Source organism: Ruegeria sp. P8 (assembly GCF_056534665.1).
This window is the reverse complement of record NZ_JBQERC010000002.1, coordinates 260,942-276,148: the sequence shown is the minus strand read 5'-3', so window position 1 is coordinate 276,148 and position 15,207 is coordinate 260,942. Positions and strand designations below refer to the sequence as shown.

Here is a 15,207-nt window from a genome sequence, read left to right as displayed (position 1 = left end):
CGCATCGCCGACGTGCAAGCGATTTCCATTTCGAATTTAGTCTGGATGTCACACGCCGTTCATACTGAGGTGCGATTTGAACTTTGATCCCGTTTGAGGGATTCTTGATCGCAATTAGCCGCAGACGGAGCCTGCCATGAAAGATGAACGTGTCCTGACCTTTGACGAATTCGATGAAGTGGTGAATCCGCGCCCAGAGGAATGTGAGTTTGACCGCGTCGTTGAGCGTGCCTTGTCACGTCGTGGGTTTTTGGGCGGCGTATTGGCGATGGGAAGTTTCACGGCGTTGGGTGGGGCGCTGCTTCCGACTGGTGTACGTGCAGCCGCAGATCGCTTTGCGTTCGAGGCGATTCCGGCGTCAACTGCCGATGACGTCATTGTACCGCCGGGCTACAAGGCCGAGGTGATGGTGCGCTGGGGTGATCCGCTTTGGTCTGATGCGCCCGAATTCGATCCGGCCACCCGTGGAACTGCCGCCAGTCAGGAACGTGCATTTGGTGATAACACCGACGGTCAGGATGTGTTTCTGCACGAGGGTCACGTTCTGCTGGTCGTAAACAACGAATACACCAATCGCGATATCCTTTGGGGAAACAACCCGGACGCCAAGGCCGCCTCGGATGACGATGTTGCCAAAGGCATGATGGCGCATGGTGTGACGGTGGTCGAGATTGCAGCTACCGATGGCAAGTGGGGCATTGTTAAGGATAGCCCGTATAACCGCCGCATCACGCCGCAGACAGACATGTCATTGACGGGGCCTGCCACTGGCCATGATCTGCTGAAAACTGCCGCCGATCCGACAGGCACCATCTGTAAAGGCACCTGGAACAACTGTGGTAATGGCATGACCCCATGGGGGACGTATTTGGCCTGTGAAGAGAATTTCAATGGTTACTTCTCGACTGAGGACGAAAACCATGAGGTCAGCGCCGAACTTCAGCGCTACGGCGTTTCGTCCAAGGACTGGGGATACGGATGGGCCGGAATTGACGAGCGTTTCGATGTCTCGAAAAACCCCAACGAGCCGAACCGCGCAGGCTATGTTGTCGAAATCGACCCAACCGATCCGGCCTCGACGCCTCGCAAGCTGACCGCGCTTGGTCGGTTCAAGCATGAAAACGCCGAGGCCATTGTGAACAATGACGGTCGCGTCGTCGTCTACATGGGCGATGATGAACGGGGCGAGTTCCTGTATCGCTTCGTCTCGGAAGGTGTTTATGCCGCTGGTGTGGATACGAATGCGCTGCTCGAGAACGGTACGTTGTCGGTAGCAAAGTTCAACGACGACGGGACTGGTGAGTGGCTGGACCTGACCCCCGAAACAACGGGTATGACGTCGCAGGCCGAAATCTGCATCCATACGCGACAGGCAGCGTCGGCCGTGGGCGCGACCACTATGGATCGCCCGGAATGGGTTGCGGCCAATCCGAACGCGCCCGAGGTCTATTGCTGCCTGACCAACAACAAGAACCGCGGTGTGAAACCGAATGCCGGTGGCGACGACACTTCGGTCAACGGGCCGAATCCGCGCGAGGCGAACAAGTACGGTCAGATCGTGCGCTGGCGTCCTGAAGGCGGAGACCATGGCGCATCGGGGTTCGGATGGGACCTGTATGTACTGGCCGGAAACCCGACCGTGCATCAGGATGCGTATGGCGGTTCGGACAATGTCAACGCCGACAATATGTTCAACTCGCCCGATGGGCTGAAGTTTGACAGCAACGGCCTGCTGTGGATCCAGACCGACGGCAAATACAGCAACGAGGGCGACTTCGAAGGGCAGGGGAATAACCAGATGCTGGCAGGCGACCCTGTTACCGGTGAAATCCGTCGTTTTCTGGTTGGCCCGAACGAGTGTGAGATCACTGGGCTCAGCTGGTCGCCGGATCGCCGCACCATGTTTGTTGGTATTCAGCACCCCGGTGAAGACGGCAACAGCCACTGGCCCGACGGTGGTAGCTCGGTTCCACGTTCAGCCATCATTGCGGTTACTCGTCAAGACGGCGGGCTGGTCGGTTAACCCTGGCAAGACGCGCTGAATCAAGCTTCGGGCGGGTCATGCCGTCCGGGGCTTTTTGTTCATTATGCAGCGCTCTCATAGTGACAATGAGAATTTTGGTATGCGTTTTCGCCGCGAGACGGGTTAAAACCCCGCCACGCCACCGTGGGCGAAAACGTCGCTTGAAAAGCGCCGGGTGTCGAAAACCGACCGACCCATCCCCACATTGAAGTTTAGAACCGGCCCATCGGGTTAGGAGGAATCACAGTAATGCCTGACGTCACCATCGTGTATTGGCGCGACATTCCCGCTCAGGTCATCGTCGGCAAAGGCCGTCGCGGCGCGAAGCGGCAATTGGAAGAACGGTTCGAGCAAGCCATCGACCGCGCCGCCATGAAGGTAAACGCCAAGGACAGTGATGCCTATCTGGCCGAATGGCGCAAGGCCGAGCCTTTTGCGGTTGATGGCGACCCGGCAGAAGTAGCCGAGGCCGAGGCCCTGCGTCTGGAAAAGGAATACGATCAGGACCGCATTAAAGCGCTGATCGCAAATGACGGTTGGGCATAAGCCCGGATCTTAATGGGAGGCCTCAATGGCTTTGCTGAACTTCAAGAAACGTGATGTGGTCGAAAACAGCCCTGTGAACCCGACCGTCGAAGCCTTCCTGCAAGGCTATTCGATCGAGGTCATGCCGCGGACCGCCGAAAAGGTCGAGGATTTCCGCGCTCTGCTGCCCGAGGGCACACGCGTTTACATTGCCCATATCGAAGGTACCCCGATTGAAGATATGGTCAAGACAGCCAAGCGGATTGCAGCCGAAGGCTATCCTGTCATGCCCCACTTCCCGGCGCGGATCATCAAGGATGCGGCGACGTTGGAAAACTGGATCTCGATGTACCAGGGCGAGGCGGGCGTCGAGCAGGCGCTGTTGCTGGCCGGTGGCGTGACAAAGCCGCATGGCGATTTCGACAGTTCCATGCAGCTGATGGAAACCGGTCTGTTCGACAAGGCAGGGTTCAAACGTCTTCATGTTGCCGGTCACCCCGAGGGGAACAAGGACATCGATCCCGATGGGTCCACCAAGAATGTCGATGACGCCCTGCGCTGGAAACAGAAATTCAACGAGACCACGGATGCCGAGATGGCGCTGGCAACCCAGTTTGCCTTCGATGCCAAACCGATCATCGCCTGGGCAGATAGTCTGAAAGAGGCGGGTATCGACCTGCCCATCCACATCGGTATCGCCGGTCCGGCCAAACTGCAGACCCTTATCAAGTTCGCAATTGCCTGCGGCGTCGGCCCGTCGCTGAAAGTTCTGCAAAAGCGCGCCATGGATGTGTCGAAGCTTCTGCTGCCCTATGAGCCGAATGATGTTGTGACTGAATTGGCCAACCACAAGGCGGCCAACCCGGATTTCAACATCACCAACGTGCACTTCTTCCCGCTGGGCGGGATCAAAACCAACGCCAACTGGGCGATCAATAATGGCGGCGCCTCGGCGCAGCCTGCAAACTCCTAAGGAACGGACATGACCCGTACAGTCGTAGAATCAAAAACAAAAACCGCCGTTCTGGGCTTTGACGAACCGTTCTGCGTGATCGGCGAGCGGATCAACCCGACCGGTCGGAAAAAGCTGGCGGCCGAACTGGAAGCAGGCGATTTCTCGACGGTTGAGAAAGATGCGCTGGCACAGGTGATGGCGGGCGCAACCGTTCTGGATATCAATGCGGGCGTCGTCTACAACTCGAACCCAAACCCGAACGAGACCGAACCGCCGCTTATGCGCAAGATCGTTGAGCTGGTGCAGGGTCTGGTTGAAGTTCCGCTGTGTATCGACTCGTCGGTTCCCGGTGCTCTGGAAGCGGGTCTTGAGGCGGCGGAAGGTCGCCCGCTGCTGAACTCGGTCACAGGTGAGGAAGAGCGTCTGGAACTGGTTCTGCCGCTGGTCAAAAAATACAATGTTCCTGTTGTGGCAATCTCGAACGACGACACAGGCATCTCGGAAGACCCCGATGTCCGTTTCGAAGTGGCCAAAAAGATCGTTGAACGTGCCGCTGATTTCGGCATCCCTGCGCACGACATCGTTGTTGATCCGCTGGTCATGCCGATCGGTGCGATGGCAACTGCCGGTCAGCAGGTGTTTGCTCTGGTCCGTCGCCTGCGCGAGGAGCTGGGCGTTAACACCACCTGTGGCGCGTCCAACATCTCGTTCGGTCTGCCGAACCGCCACGGCATCAACAATGCCTTCCTGCCGATGGCAATGGGTGCCGGCATGACCTCGGCGATCATGAACCCGGTGGCTCTGCCGGTGACGCAGGCAAAAATCGCCGAGAAAAAAGAAGCCGTTGCCGCAGCTGGCATCATCCTGCCCGAAGGCATGGATGACGAGACGTTCGTTCAGATGTTTGGCCTGGGCTCCACCAAGCCGCGCGCCGGTAAGGAGATGGAGGCCATCCGCGCCGCCAACCTGCTGACCAACAACGACCCGCATGGTGGGGAGTGGATCAGGTTCAACAAATCACCTGACGAGGCCGGTGGCGCAGCCGGTGGTCGTCGCGGCGGTGGCCGTCGTCGCCGCGCCTGATTACATCAACAAAGACAGCTAAGGCCGGGCACTGTGCCCGGCCTTTTTCGTTTGCCCCTGATCAATGTCGATTTTACGCAAGGGTTCAGGATATCCTGATCCGGGACGCAACGATCAGGTGGCACCATGCGCAAACATCACCCCCCGAACCTCTCAGAAGCGGAACTGACCAAGCGGTTGGGCAAAAAGGAGTATTTCGAGCAACTGATTGATCTTCAGGCCAAGCTGGCCAGGATTCAACAAGCGTATCTGTTTCACGGGCTCAAGGGTGTGCTGGTGTTCGAGGGTTGGGATGCGGCTGGCAAGGGGGGAACCATTCGTAGGATCAGCCAGGCTTTGGACCCGCGCAGCTTTAAGGTCTGGCCAATTGGGGCGCCCCGGAACTACTACCTCAACCGGCATTACCTGCTGCGGTTTTGGGAACGTTTGCCACCGTCCGGAGCGATATCCGCATTCGACCGCAGCTGGTACGGGCGCGTGTTGGTCGAGCGGATCGAGAACCTGACACCGGAAACACGCTGGCGCGCTGCTTATCAGGAAATCAACGATTTCGAACGCATGCTGGTCGACGATGGTGCCCGGATCGTCAAGCTGTTCTTCCACATCTCTGAAGATGAACAGATGCAGCGGTTTACAGAACGGCTAAGAAACCCGTTGAAGCGCTGGAAGTTGACGTACGAGGATTTCCGGAATCGCGAGAAATGGGATGTTACCGAGATCGCCGTGGATGAAATGTTGGCCCGGACGTCAACCGATCTGGCGCCGTGGCACGTAATACCGGCCAATAACAAAAGATATGCGCGCATCAGCGCCATGAAGGCCATTGTCAAAGCGTTTTCAGCAGGGGTCGATCTGAACCCGCAACATCTGGACAGCCGTACGCTTGAGGCGGCCATCCAGGCTTTGGATGTTGAAGACTCGCTGATCGACAGTCTTCGTGCGCGGACTGAGTGACATTTTCCGGGCGAGCTGAAACGATCCGGCTTGCGCGTCAGGGAACTCTGGTTATATCTCGGGGGTGCGGCGGGTATGATGTAATGGTAGCCTGTCAGCTTCCCAAGCTGAACGCGCGGGTTCGATTCCCGCTACCCGCTCCAGAACTCTTAGGTCAGACGGCGATTTCCGGTGAAGGCCTGCTCCGGCAGGCATGGGGGTCGTTTCGGGACGTTCCACCAAATTGACTTGTGCCAGTGGATATTTCCGGTTTTGGGCATCCCCCTTGCGATTGGTAGGATTCCGGGCGTCTTATGATAGAGTGACGCCATCACTGTTGAGCAGAGCCCAACTATGCGGGAAATTGATCAGACCGGCACGAGTACACCCCAAGAGCCTTGCGCAGGTGATGTTCATGCTTTTCTGGAGAGCCTGACCGGCCCGTCCCGTGGAACGGTTTCCTGGCTTGTTGACAGCGCATTGACTGTTTCTGTTGGCGAAGGCCGTGCGCTAGGTCTGCGCCTGAAAGACAACACGCCGCCCCATGACGAAGATATCGCAACGCTTCAGTGGTCCGAGGGGGGCTATGTGCTGAACGCGCTGGCAGGGCAAGACATCTGGGTCAATGGCCACAAGATTGTCTCGGCAACGCTGAAACACGGCGACATGATCGAATTTGGCGAATTGGGTCCGATATCCCGGTATCGCATTTGTACTCAGAGGTTTCCCATTCGTCACACGGTCGAGGATATCCTGAGTGACGCCTATGCCTATGCGCGGTCAAGTCGCCGGCCCTTTGCCCAAAGAATGTCGGGTGCGCTGCGTGAGAGTGGGCGAAGGCTTGTTTCTCAAACCACTATGTTCTTCAGGATTGCGGTGGTTGCAGCGATTGCGCTGATCGCAGGTCTGCTGTTCCTGCTTTATCAAAACGACCGTAGACTGGCCGACAGCCTGCAACAGGAAGCCCGCAAGATCGAAGCGGTGTCGGCCATGCTTAGCCAGACGCGGGAAGATGTGCTGACCCCAGAAGACCTTGTGGCGTTGAGGGATGCCTTTCAGAACCAACTGATATCAACCGAGCAGCGGTTGGGTACCCTTGAACAGCGCGCGGGGGCGTCCACCCGGGTTATCACCGCCTCTACTCAATCCGTGGCTTTCATTCAGGGCGCCTACGGATTACGTCATATCGAAAGCGGTAAACTGCTGCGCCATGTGTTGGGGCCAAACGGAGAGAAGTTGCAAACGCCCTTCGGTCAACCCTGGATCGAACCGGACGCAACGGGTGAGCCCGCAGAGTTCCAGTTCACCGGCACCGGGTTTCTGCTGGAGGGTACGCCGCTGTTGGCCACCAACCGCCACGTTGCCTTGCCCTGGACATCCGGCGACAAGGCTCAGGCGCTGAAAAACGCAGGTCTTGAGGCCGAGATGCTGCGGTTGCTGGCCTATCTGCCAGGTCAGGCCGACCCGATCGAGGCCACTTTGGACCGGTTCAGTGAGACCGCTGATCTTGCGCTTTTGTCGGTTGATCCAAGCCGTATCGAGGGGCTGGGATTACGACTGGCCGATGACCTTCCTCGCAGCGGTGACGAAGTCTTTCTTCTGGGGTATCCTACTGGCCTGAAAGCGTTAATTGCGCAGGCGGGGCCGGAATTTCTGAAAACGCTCGAGAAAGACGGGTCCGTCAATTTCTGGACGATCGCCGCACGGTTATCTGCGCAAAACCAGGTTCAACCTCTCGCCAGCCGAGGAATCGTGGCGCAGACAAGCCCGGGTGCAGTCGTTTACGACGCAGAAACAACGTCAGGAGGAAGCGGAGGGCCGGCCCTGAACCGCAAGGGAGAGGTGGTCGCGATTAACGCCGCGATCCTGCCAGAGTTCGGGGGTTCAAACATCGGGGTTCCGGTTTTGCACCTGAAAACCTTGCTGAATGAAACTGTCAGCCAGTAATCAATCACTGGTCTGGAACGGCGATTTTTGAACAAAGAATACGACCGTCAACGGAACGATCACGGAAGTCACGGCTACGGCGATCAACAGGTGTCCAAGTTGGCTGTAATCGGCAATCGATGTGACGACACCGGTTTCCGGGTCGGTTACCGCGCGCGACACCACGAAAATCTGGTTCATGTATTTCGTTGCCAAACTGCTGGCCGACAAGGCCATGTTGGTGAATGACGCCATGACGGCAAAGAAAGTTGCCTTCAGATGCACAGGAGCATTACGTGCGATCCAGGCCAGCATCGGAACCATCGCGATTTGACCCAGCGGAGATTCAACTGCGGTGTCGAGGATTGCAATGAACCTTGCGTCTACGATCCCGCCGGTATGCGCAGATGTCCATTCATGCACGCCGTAATACAGCGCAAGGTTGGGCAGGGCGAGGACCCCCGACGCTATGGTCAGAATGATGACGACCTGCGCAATCGAGCGGTTGGCCATAAACGGTCTCAGGACGATGAGCCCGACCAGTGCAAGCAGGGACGTCAGAAGCGCCAGGATTGCCAGGAACTGCTCGTCAAACCCCAACTCGTCGATTTCGAACCAGGTCAGCCCCGGCCCGGGCAGGGGAACCGCACGAAACACGAAAATGATTATCGCCGTACCAATCAGAGCCTTTGCCTGATTTGGGTTCAGTTCCTTCACCAAGCGCGACATCAGGTACAAGATCACACTCAGTGAGACTACAAAAATAGTTTCCTGGGCGAGTTGGAAATTCGATGTTCCCAACACGATACTCAGTACAACAAAGGCGAGACCGCCCAACAGGATTGGCCATTTGACCTCGGTGGTTTCGTCAGGGTTATGCGGGGGATGACCTAGGCGAAGATGTTGACGCTGTATCAAACCGTGCAAAACCACACCGCTGACGGACAACAGCGGAATGACAAGCGCGATCAGATAGACGTTGCCATACAATGCAAGACGGTCTGATTTCTGCATGCCCTCGGTTCCCGAGAACACCCAGATATTGACCGCGGCTACGGCTGCAAATCCCGAGAAAATGGCGATCCTGCCCAGTGTTTGCATTGTTGTATGCTGCGCACGGGTTTCCTCGGGCGAAAACGGCTGCCCGTGGGGATTGATCTTTGGAACGGCCTCGACCGTCATCGCGTCGGCGACGACATCCTGAATGGCATAGCCGGAAGGCGCCAAGAGCAGGGCAATGATATACCAGTGTTCCAGCGGTATGACATCAACCATATGTCCGGGAAAGGCCACAAGCCCGTACATGGTGAGCAGGGACAAGGTGATCAGGGTTGCCCCCAATAGGATCAGCAATGACTTCCACCGCCAAAACAGATCAACGATATGACCCAGTGGCATTTTCAAGATCCAGGGAAGCCCGGCCCAAAACGCCAACCCGGCTACAAAGGAAGCGGATAGGTTAAGATAGTCCTTAAGAAAAAAAGCGCCGACGACCGATGTCAGGCCAGAAACCCCGGCGGCAAAGTAGACCATGAGCGGTGGCAGGTAGGACCATCGCATCTGTCGCGCCAGATCAACAAAGGTTCTTTGCCACCATGCAGAAAGCGGCGCTCCTGTAGAAGGCTGGTCAGTGGTCATGTTCACGTAAATCGCATCGCAGGATTTCCTTGACCCAATGATACAGGCTTACAGAAACGCGGACGCAAAAAGCAACAAACTGGTCACCACCCCAAAGAGGGGAACAACAAGAGGCACGCGGAACTGCGGTTCATCGGTTTCAGCCCGGGTCTTCAAAAGGATCAGTGAAAGATTGACCAGCACAAAGACCCCCAGAACAATTTGCGACGTGCGCTCGGCCAGAATGGCGATTGGAAGCGTTTGGGTCAGCAACAGGATTATCGCCGTGACCATGATTGTCGCTACCGTTGGCGTCTGAGTGACCTGAGATACCGTAGCCAGAAACTTAGGCAAATGATCCCGATCCGCGAGCCCGTAAATCACGCGGGATGCCATGATCATCTGGATCAGAACACCATTGATCGTGGCTACGATGGCAATGGCCGAAAACCCCTGCTGGATAACCTCGGGTGCGTCCGTAAAAATCAGGGCCAGCGGAGCGGCGGACGTCGAAAGGACATCGATCGGCACCACATACAGAACAGTCATGGACGTAACAAGATACAAGACCGTGGCCAGAACAAGCGTCAACAGGATCGCTTTCGGGATTGTTCCGGCGGGGTCTTTTACTTCTTCAGCGACATTCGCCATGTCCTCGAAACCGACAAAGGCGAAAAACGCCAGAAGCGAAGCGGCCAAAATCCCTCTCCAGGCGTTTGGGTCCAGCCCGGGAACCATCTGGGTGAGCGCATAGCCCTGAGGCTCAGGAAGGGACAGGCCCCAACCAATAACGACAAGTAGCCCGCTGATTTCTATGATGGTAATGACTGCCGCCACCATTACCGACTGCGTGATCCCCCATAGGGCGATCAGCCCCATGACCAGAACAACACCGATTGTCAGACTTGAAATGCCTATACCTGTAAGCGTTTGAAGGTACGACGCGGCCCCGATAGCCACGGCCGAGGCCGAGATGATGCCCGAGGCGGCCACCGCGAGACCAACCAGAACGGCCATCCAGCTTTTCTGAAACCCTGCTTCGACATAAGCGGCTTCACCTGCACTCACTGGATATCGGGTTGCCAATTCTGCGTAAGACAGGGCAGTCAGCGCAACTACAAGTGCAGCAATCAGGAACGAAACAGCGGCATACGGGCCCGCAATCCCGGCCGTCGCACCAACAAGCACGTAAATTCCGGCTCCAACGGTAACTCCAAGCCCATAGAGCGTGAGCAGCGGGGTCGTCAGCGCCCGCCGCAGCTTTGGTGTCTTTTGTTCAACGATGGACATCATCTATCCGCCAATTGCTTCGCTCCGCGTGTCTTAAGTTGGCTTCGACGTTTCTGTACTTGATTAGTTGCCTCGATCATATGCAGTGACTGACGTGCGGTTGGTCCCGAGAAGCCAGAGCGTAGTCGGCAGAAGAGCGCGCCTCGCATTTGCCGCGCCCGTGGAGTGAAACCTTCGCGCCATTGAAATACTGATCACCGGTAAATTTGCTTGGGGTCAGGCAGGTGAGCGTCGGGCCCGTTGATATATTCGTACTTCACTATGTGGTCACTTTGCGTGCTTTGATTCAGGTCAATGAAAGCGGATCGTCACACTGAATCGTAGACCGGTGCGCCTTTTACACGCAATGAACCGCCGAACTTTCTGAGCCTTAAGGAATGCGGTCAAGCAAGGAGTCTCGGGTGACCAAATGGGTCAAAAGCTCCAAAGACTGGCCCGCAGAGTTCGTTTCGATCATTCGTATCAACTCCTGCGCAGCCTTTTGACCCATTTCACGGTGGGGCACGTGAACCGTTGTCAGGGCAGGGCTGACAATGCGCGCGATTTCGATGTCGTCAAAGCCGGTTATCGACACGTCTTCGGGCACTCGGAGCCCCATTTTCTGCGCCTGCCTCAATGCGCCGACTGCCAGAACATCGTTTCCGCACAAAACTGCGGTCGGCGGCATGTCAGTCGCCATGAGATCCCTGAATGCCGTCGCGCCATTCTCGAACTCATATGTGGTTTCGATCACCATTAGGTCATCCGGCTGCAAGCCGTGCTCAGCCATGGCGCTTTTTATCCCTGCGATCCTGAGCCGCGCCCGATCATTTCCCGAACTGATACCCGATATCGTCGCAAGACGCGTATGTCCTTGTCTGATGATCTGGTCTGCCAGCGCTTTCATGGCCTTGCGGTTGTCGAACCCAACTGACGGCACAGGTTTATCCGGCAGAAAGGACCAGGCAACCAGCGCGGGCACTTTCCGTCTGTCCAGATAATCGTAAATATCTGCGTCCCTGTCATGACCGATCAGCAACAATCCATCTGCACCCCGTGCAACCAGGGTTCGGATCTGATCCTTTTCCGCTTCGGGTTCATAAGCTGAACTGGAGACCAGCAGCGTGTAGCCACGCTGATGAATTTCTTCCTGAAACGCTTGTAACCCTCTTGCGAATATCGCGTTTTCCATGGTGGGGATGATGGCGCCAATGGTAAATGACCGCTTGGCCGCCATCACGCGGGCCGCGAAATTTGGCGTGTACCCCAATTCCTCGACCGTCGACAGGACACGCTTGCGCGTTGCTTCAACAACTTGTTGCGGGTTGTTCAGACACCGGGACACTGTCGCGGTCGAAACACCCGCGGCCTTGGCAACGTCATCCAGTGTCGGAGCAGACCGATGTTTTGACATTCTCGAACTCTCAATTCCAGTTGGCTTAAGTTAATCGCATTTTTCAAATGATGAAAGCACCAATGTAAGCGCTTGCAATATTGATGTAAGCGCTTACAAAGGTGTTGAACCGATTCTGAACGGGAGTCCCGGAAATGGTCCTTGCTGCATCTGTCGTCGTTTTCGCGATCTATTTCGCCAACGTTGCTTTGGGTGCTTTTGCAGGCCGCGCGTTTCTTGGTGACGTAGGAGAGATGTTGGTTCTGTTCGCGGCGTCGATTTTGTTCGTTGTCGCGATTCTGAAAAAGGAAGCTGACCGAAACGCAACAGACGGCAGCTGAACTTTTGCTTGGGAGGGCAATTCATGAACAACGACGAGATTGAACTGGCGTCAACAGAACGTCGCAACTTTCTGAAGCTGAGCGCGAGTGGCGCGTTCACGGCCGCATTGGTTGCCGGGGCAGGGGGTGTTTTGTGGTCTTCCGAGGCTGCCGCGCAAACCGCAAAAGAAGAGAGTGAGCGCGAAAAGGCCGCAGACCACATTATGACGGTGGCCACAGCCTATGTGCTGGGTGCGTCGCGCAGCTATCCGATCATGCAGCTGGATCTGAAGGAAAACATCCAGAATGCTACCAACGGCAAGGTCTATGTCAAATTGGCCCCCGGTGGCCAGCTAGGCGCGGGCGGTGCGCTGGTGCAGAAAGTACAAGGTGGAACCATTCAGGCCGCGCAGCACTCGCTGTCAAATTTTGCGCCTTTTGCGTCCACGGTCGACCTGATCAACATGCCGTATCTGTGCGGGTCGAACCAGCGCTTCACCAACCTTGTCCATTCGGACACGTGGAAAAGCGAAGTCCACCCCAAGGTCGAGGCGGCAGGCTTCAAGGCCCTGTTCTACGTGAATATCGATCCGCGTGTTGTCGCAGTCCGGCAGGGTGGCAATGCGGTCATAACACCGGGGGACATGGGCGGGATCAAGTTCCGCGTTCCCGGTTCGAAGATGCTGCAACAATACTATCGCATGGTTGGTGCCAACCCGACGCCTGTGGCATGGGGTGAAACACCTTCGGCGATCAAGCAGGGTGTTGCCGACGCGCTCGACCCGTCAGTTGGAGCACTGTATGTCTTTGGTTTCAAGGACATCCTCAGCCATGTGACCTTCACGCAGGCCGTTCCGGACAGTCAGGTTTATTCCTGTAATCTGGAGTGGTTCAACTCGATGCCTGCTGACGTGCAGGAAGGCATTATGTGGGGTGCCGAGATGACTGGCCATCAGAACCTGTCCAAGGTTCCGTCGGCGCGTGCTTACGCCATGTCCGAGCTGAACAAGGCAGGTGTTGAATTCCATTCACTCAGCGATGATCAGTTGGCGGAATGGCAGGATGCCGGTGGGTATCAGCGTTCGGAATGGGATCCTTTCAAGACGGAACTGGCCGGTTCGATGGACAACTTTGAGAAGCTGGTCGAAGCGGCCGGTACGCAGGGCAAATACTACGTCCACGACGCCTAAGGTGAAACCCGTGGGCGCCTGCTGGCGTCCACGATTCTTGTACCGCGCGGCCGACAGTGGCCCGTCAAGGCAGGTACGGACCGGGCTGTCCCATCGCCGGAGGATCAGATGACCGTTCTTCAGAACATTGACCGAAACGCAGAACGCTGGTTGCTGCTGGTGTTCTACGTGATGCTGGTGATCACCATGGCCATCGAGGTGCTGCGGCGCGAGATATTCGCCTATTCCTCGATCTGGGGCGAGGAAATCGTGCGGTATTCCTTTATCTATCTGGCTTGGATCGGTGCTGCTGCCGCGGTGAAAGAGCGCGCTCATATCCGGATCGATGTGATCATGCACTATGTCGGGCCGCGCCCCAAGGCACTGCTTTATATCTTCGGCGATCTGGTGATGTTCCTGGTGGCGATCATCGCACTCTACTGGTCGTATGAAGCCGTGCACGTTTCGGCCAAGTTTGGTTCCGTTACGGACGGATTGCGGATTTCCAAGGTTTGGTTCCTGATGGCCGTGCCGACCGGGTTTGCCCTGATGATCTGGCGGCTGATCCAATCCCTGTTGCGCGATCTGAAATGCCTTCGCGACGGCACGCCCGTCTTCGAAGGCGACAAACTGTTTGACTGAGGAGAGACCGGATGCTTTGGAACTCCCTCAATCAAACTGTTGAACTGGGCTGGGATTTTTATCTGCCGGTGATCCTGTTTGTTGCCCTGATCGCTTTGGCCGTACCGGTTTGGGCGGCCATTGGAACGGCTGCGATCGTAATGCTGATCATGTCCGGTGACCTTCCTCTCAGCCTTGTCGGAGAGAGCCTGTTTACCGGCATCGATGCTTTTGCCCTGACTGCCGTGCCCCTGTTTATCCTGACCGGGGATGTTCTGGTTCGGACGGGGTTGTCACGCAAGTTTCTGGATGTTGCCGAGGCTTTGACATGCTTCGCCAAGGGCGGCTTCGGATCGGCCACGGTGCTGGTCTGCGGAATGTTTGCCGCGATTTCGGGATCAGACGCCGCCGGGGCTGCTGCGGTTGGCAGGATGACCATCAACCGGTTGGTGGAAAGCGGGTATCCGCGCCCCTACGCCTGTGCTCTGGTCGCGGCCGGTGCCTGCACCGGCATTCTGATACCGCCCTCGATCGCCTATATCATCATCGGCCTTGTGCTGGGTATTTCCGCATCGACGCTTTTTCTGGCCGCCCTGATCCCGGGTCTGGCTATCCTGGTGTCGATCCTGATCACCAACATCATCATGAACCGCCTTTATGCATACGAAGGCGGCGGCATGATGACCATGGGGGAGTGGTTGGCCAATCTGGGCAAGGCGCTCAGGTCTGGCTGGTATGCCTTTATCGTGCCGGGGATTATCTTTTACGGCATCTTTTCGGGCCGACTTACGCCGACTGAGGCTGGTGCCACGGCTGTTGTCGTCACCATCATCATGGGCTTCATCCTGCGTACGCTGACATTGGCGGATTTTCCGTCGATGCTGGTCAGCTCTGCAAAGGTGAACGGGGTGATCCTGCCGATCATCGCCTTTTCGGCTCCGCTGGCCGAGGCGCTGGCGATCATGGGTGTTCCTCAGGGGTTTGTCACTTCGGTGACCTCGCTGACAGACGACCCATCTCTGCTGATCCTGTTGATGATCGGCATCCTGATCGCAGCGGGCTGCGTCATGGAGACGACGCCGAATATCGTCATCCTGGCACCTATCCTGAAACCACTGGCGGACAATATCGGCATGAATGAGATCCAGTTCTGCATCATGATGATCACCGCGCTGGGAGTGGGTTTTATCACCCCGCCGCTGGGGCTGAACCTGTTTGTCGTATCTGGCATTACCGGTGAATCCATTCTGAAGATTGCCGCCCGAGCCGTGCCTTTCGTATTGACCATGCTGATCGTAGTGATCCTGATCGCCTACGTGCCAGCCGTGTCGACAACATTGCTACCTGAAATCTACCAATAGGACCTGCTGAAC

At 56.7% G+C, this 15,207-nt stretch carries 13 protein-coding genes and 1 tRNA gene; 11 read left to right on the top strand and 3 right to left on the bottom strand.

Annotation, left to right across the window (positions count from 1 at the left end; all coding sequences use genetic code 11):
* Positions 1 to 136: 136 nt before the first annotated feature.
* The 7 genes from ACR0BZ_RS04765 (at position 137) to ACR0BZ_RS04735 (ending at position 7,466) form a co-directional block, all read left to right on the top strand.
* Positions 137 to 2,023: a PhoX family protein gene (locus ACR0BZ_RS04765; protein WP_480919584.1), complete on the top strand. Its 1,887-nt coding sequence runs from the start codon at positions 137 to 139 to the stop codon at positions 2,021 to 2,023.
* A 249-nt stretch (positions 2,024 to 2,272) separates the two neighbouring features.
* On the top strand, positions 2,273 to 2,569 hold the full coding sequence (locus tag ACR0BZ_RS04760; protein ID WP_209503861.1) for a virulence factor: 297 nt from the start codon (positions 2,273 to 2,275) through the stop codon (positions 2,567 to 2,569).
* 25 nt (positions 2,570 to 2,594) lie between these two features.
* Complete coding sequence (locus ACR0BZ_RS04755; protein ID WP_267365938.1) at positions 2,595 to 3,521, top strand: methylenetetrahydrofolate reductase; 927 nt, start codon at positions 2,595 to 2,597, stop codon at positions 3,519 to 3,521.
* Positions 3,522 to 3,530: 9 nt separating this feature from the next.
* A complete protein-coding gene (locus ACR0BZ_RS04750; RefSeq protein WP_267365939.1) occupies positions 3,531 to 4,586 on the top strand; it encodes a methyltetrahydrofolate cobalamin methyltransferase in 1,056 nt (351 codons plus the stop codon).
* Between the two features lie 126 nt (positions 4,587 to 4,712).
* A complete protein-coding gene (locus ACR0BZ_RS04745) occupies positions 4,713 to 5,540 on the top strand; it encodes a polyphosphate kinase 2 family protein (RefSeq protein WP_480919583.1) in 828 nt (275 codons plus the stop codon).
* Between the two features lie 69 nt (positions 5,541 to 5,609).
* A tRNA-Gly gene (locus ACR0BZ_RS04740) sits at positions 5,610 to 5,683 on the top strand.
* A 190-nt stretch (positions 5,684 to 5,873) separates the two neighbouring features.
* A complete protein-coding gene (locus tag ACR0BZ_RS04735) occupies positions 5,874 to 7,466 on the top strand; it encodes a trypsin-like peptidase domain-containing protein (RefSeq protein WP_480919582.1) in 1,593 nt (530 codons plus the stop codon).
* Here ACR0BZ_RS04735 and ACR0BZ_RS04730 read toward each other — a convergent pair whose 3' ends face one another.
* The 3 genes from ACR0BZ_RS04730 to ACR0BZ_RS04720 all read right to left on the bottom strand — a co-directional run bounded on the left by ACR0BZ_RS04730 (position 7,467) and on the right by ACR0BZ_RS04720 (position 11,745).
* The gene (locus ACR0BZ_RS04730; RefSeq protein ID WP_480919581.1) at positions 7,467 to 9,083 is read right to left on the bottom strand and encodes an MFS transporter; all 1,617 of its coding nucleotides are present in this window, start codon (positions 9,081 to 9,083) and stop codon (positions 7,467 to 7,469) included.
* A gap of 48 nt (positions 9,084 to 9,131) precedes the next feature.
* Entirely contained in the window at positions 9,132 to 10,352 is a 1,221-nt protein-coding gene (locus ACR0BZ_RS04725; RefSeq protein WP_480919580.1) for an APC family permease, read from the bottom strand.
* 370 nt (positions 10,353 to 10,722) lie between these two features.
* Entirely contained in the window at positions 10,723 to 11,745 is a 1,023-nt protein-coding gene (locus tag ACR0BZ_RS04720) for a LacI family DNA-binding transcriptional regulator (RefSeq protein WP_480480847.1), read from the bottom strand.
* 134 nt (positions 11,746 to 11,879) lie between these two features.
* Here ACR0BZ_RS04720 and ACR0BZ_RS04715 point away from each other — a divergent pair, with 134 nt between their 5' ends.
* The 4 genes from ACR0BZ_RS04715 (at position 11,880) to ACR0BZ_RS04700 (ending at position 15,195) form a co-directional block, all read left to right on the top strand.
* Positions 11,880 to 12,065: a hypothetical protein gene (locus ACR0BZ_RS04715; protein WP_267366030.1), complete on the top strand. Its 186-nt coding sequence runs from the start codon at positions 11,880 to 11,882 to the stop codon at positions 12,063 to 12,065.
* Between the two features lie 23 nt (positions 12,066 to 12,088).
* A complete protein-coding gene (locus ACR0BZ_RS04710; RefSeq protein WP_480485587.1) occupies positions 12,089 to 13,234 on the top strand; it encodes a TRAP transporter substrate-binding protein in 1,146 nt (381 codons plus the stop codon).
* A 108-nt stretch (positions 13,235 to 13,342) separates the two neighbouring features.
* The gene (locus tag ACR0BZ_RS04705; RefSeq protein WP_209503870.1) at positions 13,343 to 13,855 is read left to right on the top strand and encodes a TRAP transporter small permease; all 513 of its coding nucleotides are present in this window, start codon (positions 13,343 to 13,345) and stop codon (positions 13,853 to 13,855) included.
* A gap of 11 nt (positions 13,856 to 13,866) precedes the next feature.
* Entirely contained in the window at positions 13,867 to 15,195 is a 1,329-nt protein-coding gene (locus tag ACR0BZ_RS04700) for a TRAP transporter large permease (protein WP_480564680.1), read from the top strand.
* Positions 15,196 to 15,207 lie beyond the last annotated feature (12 nt).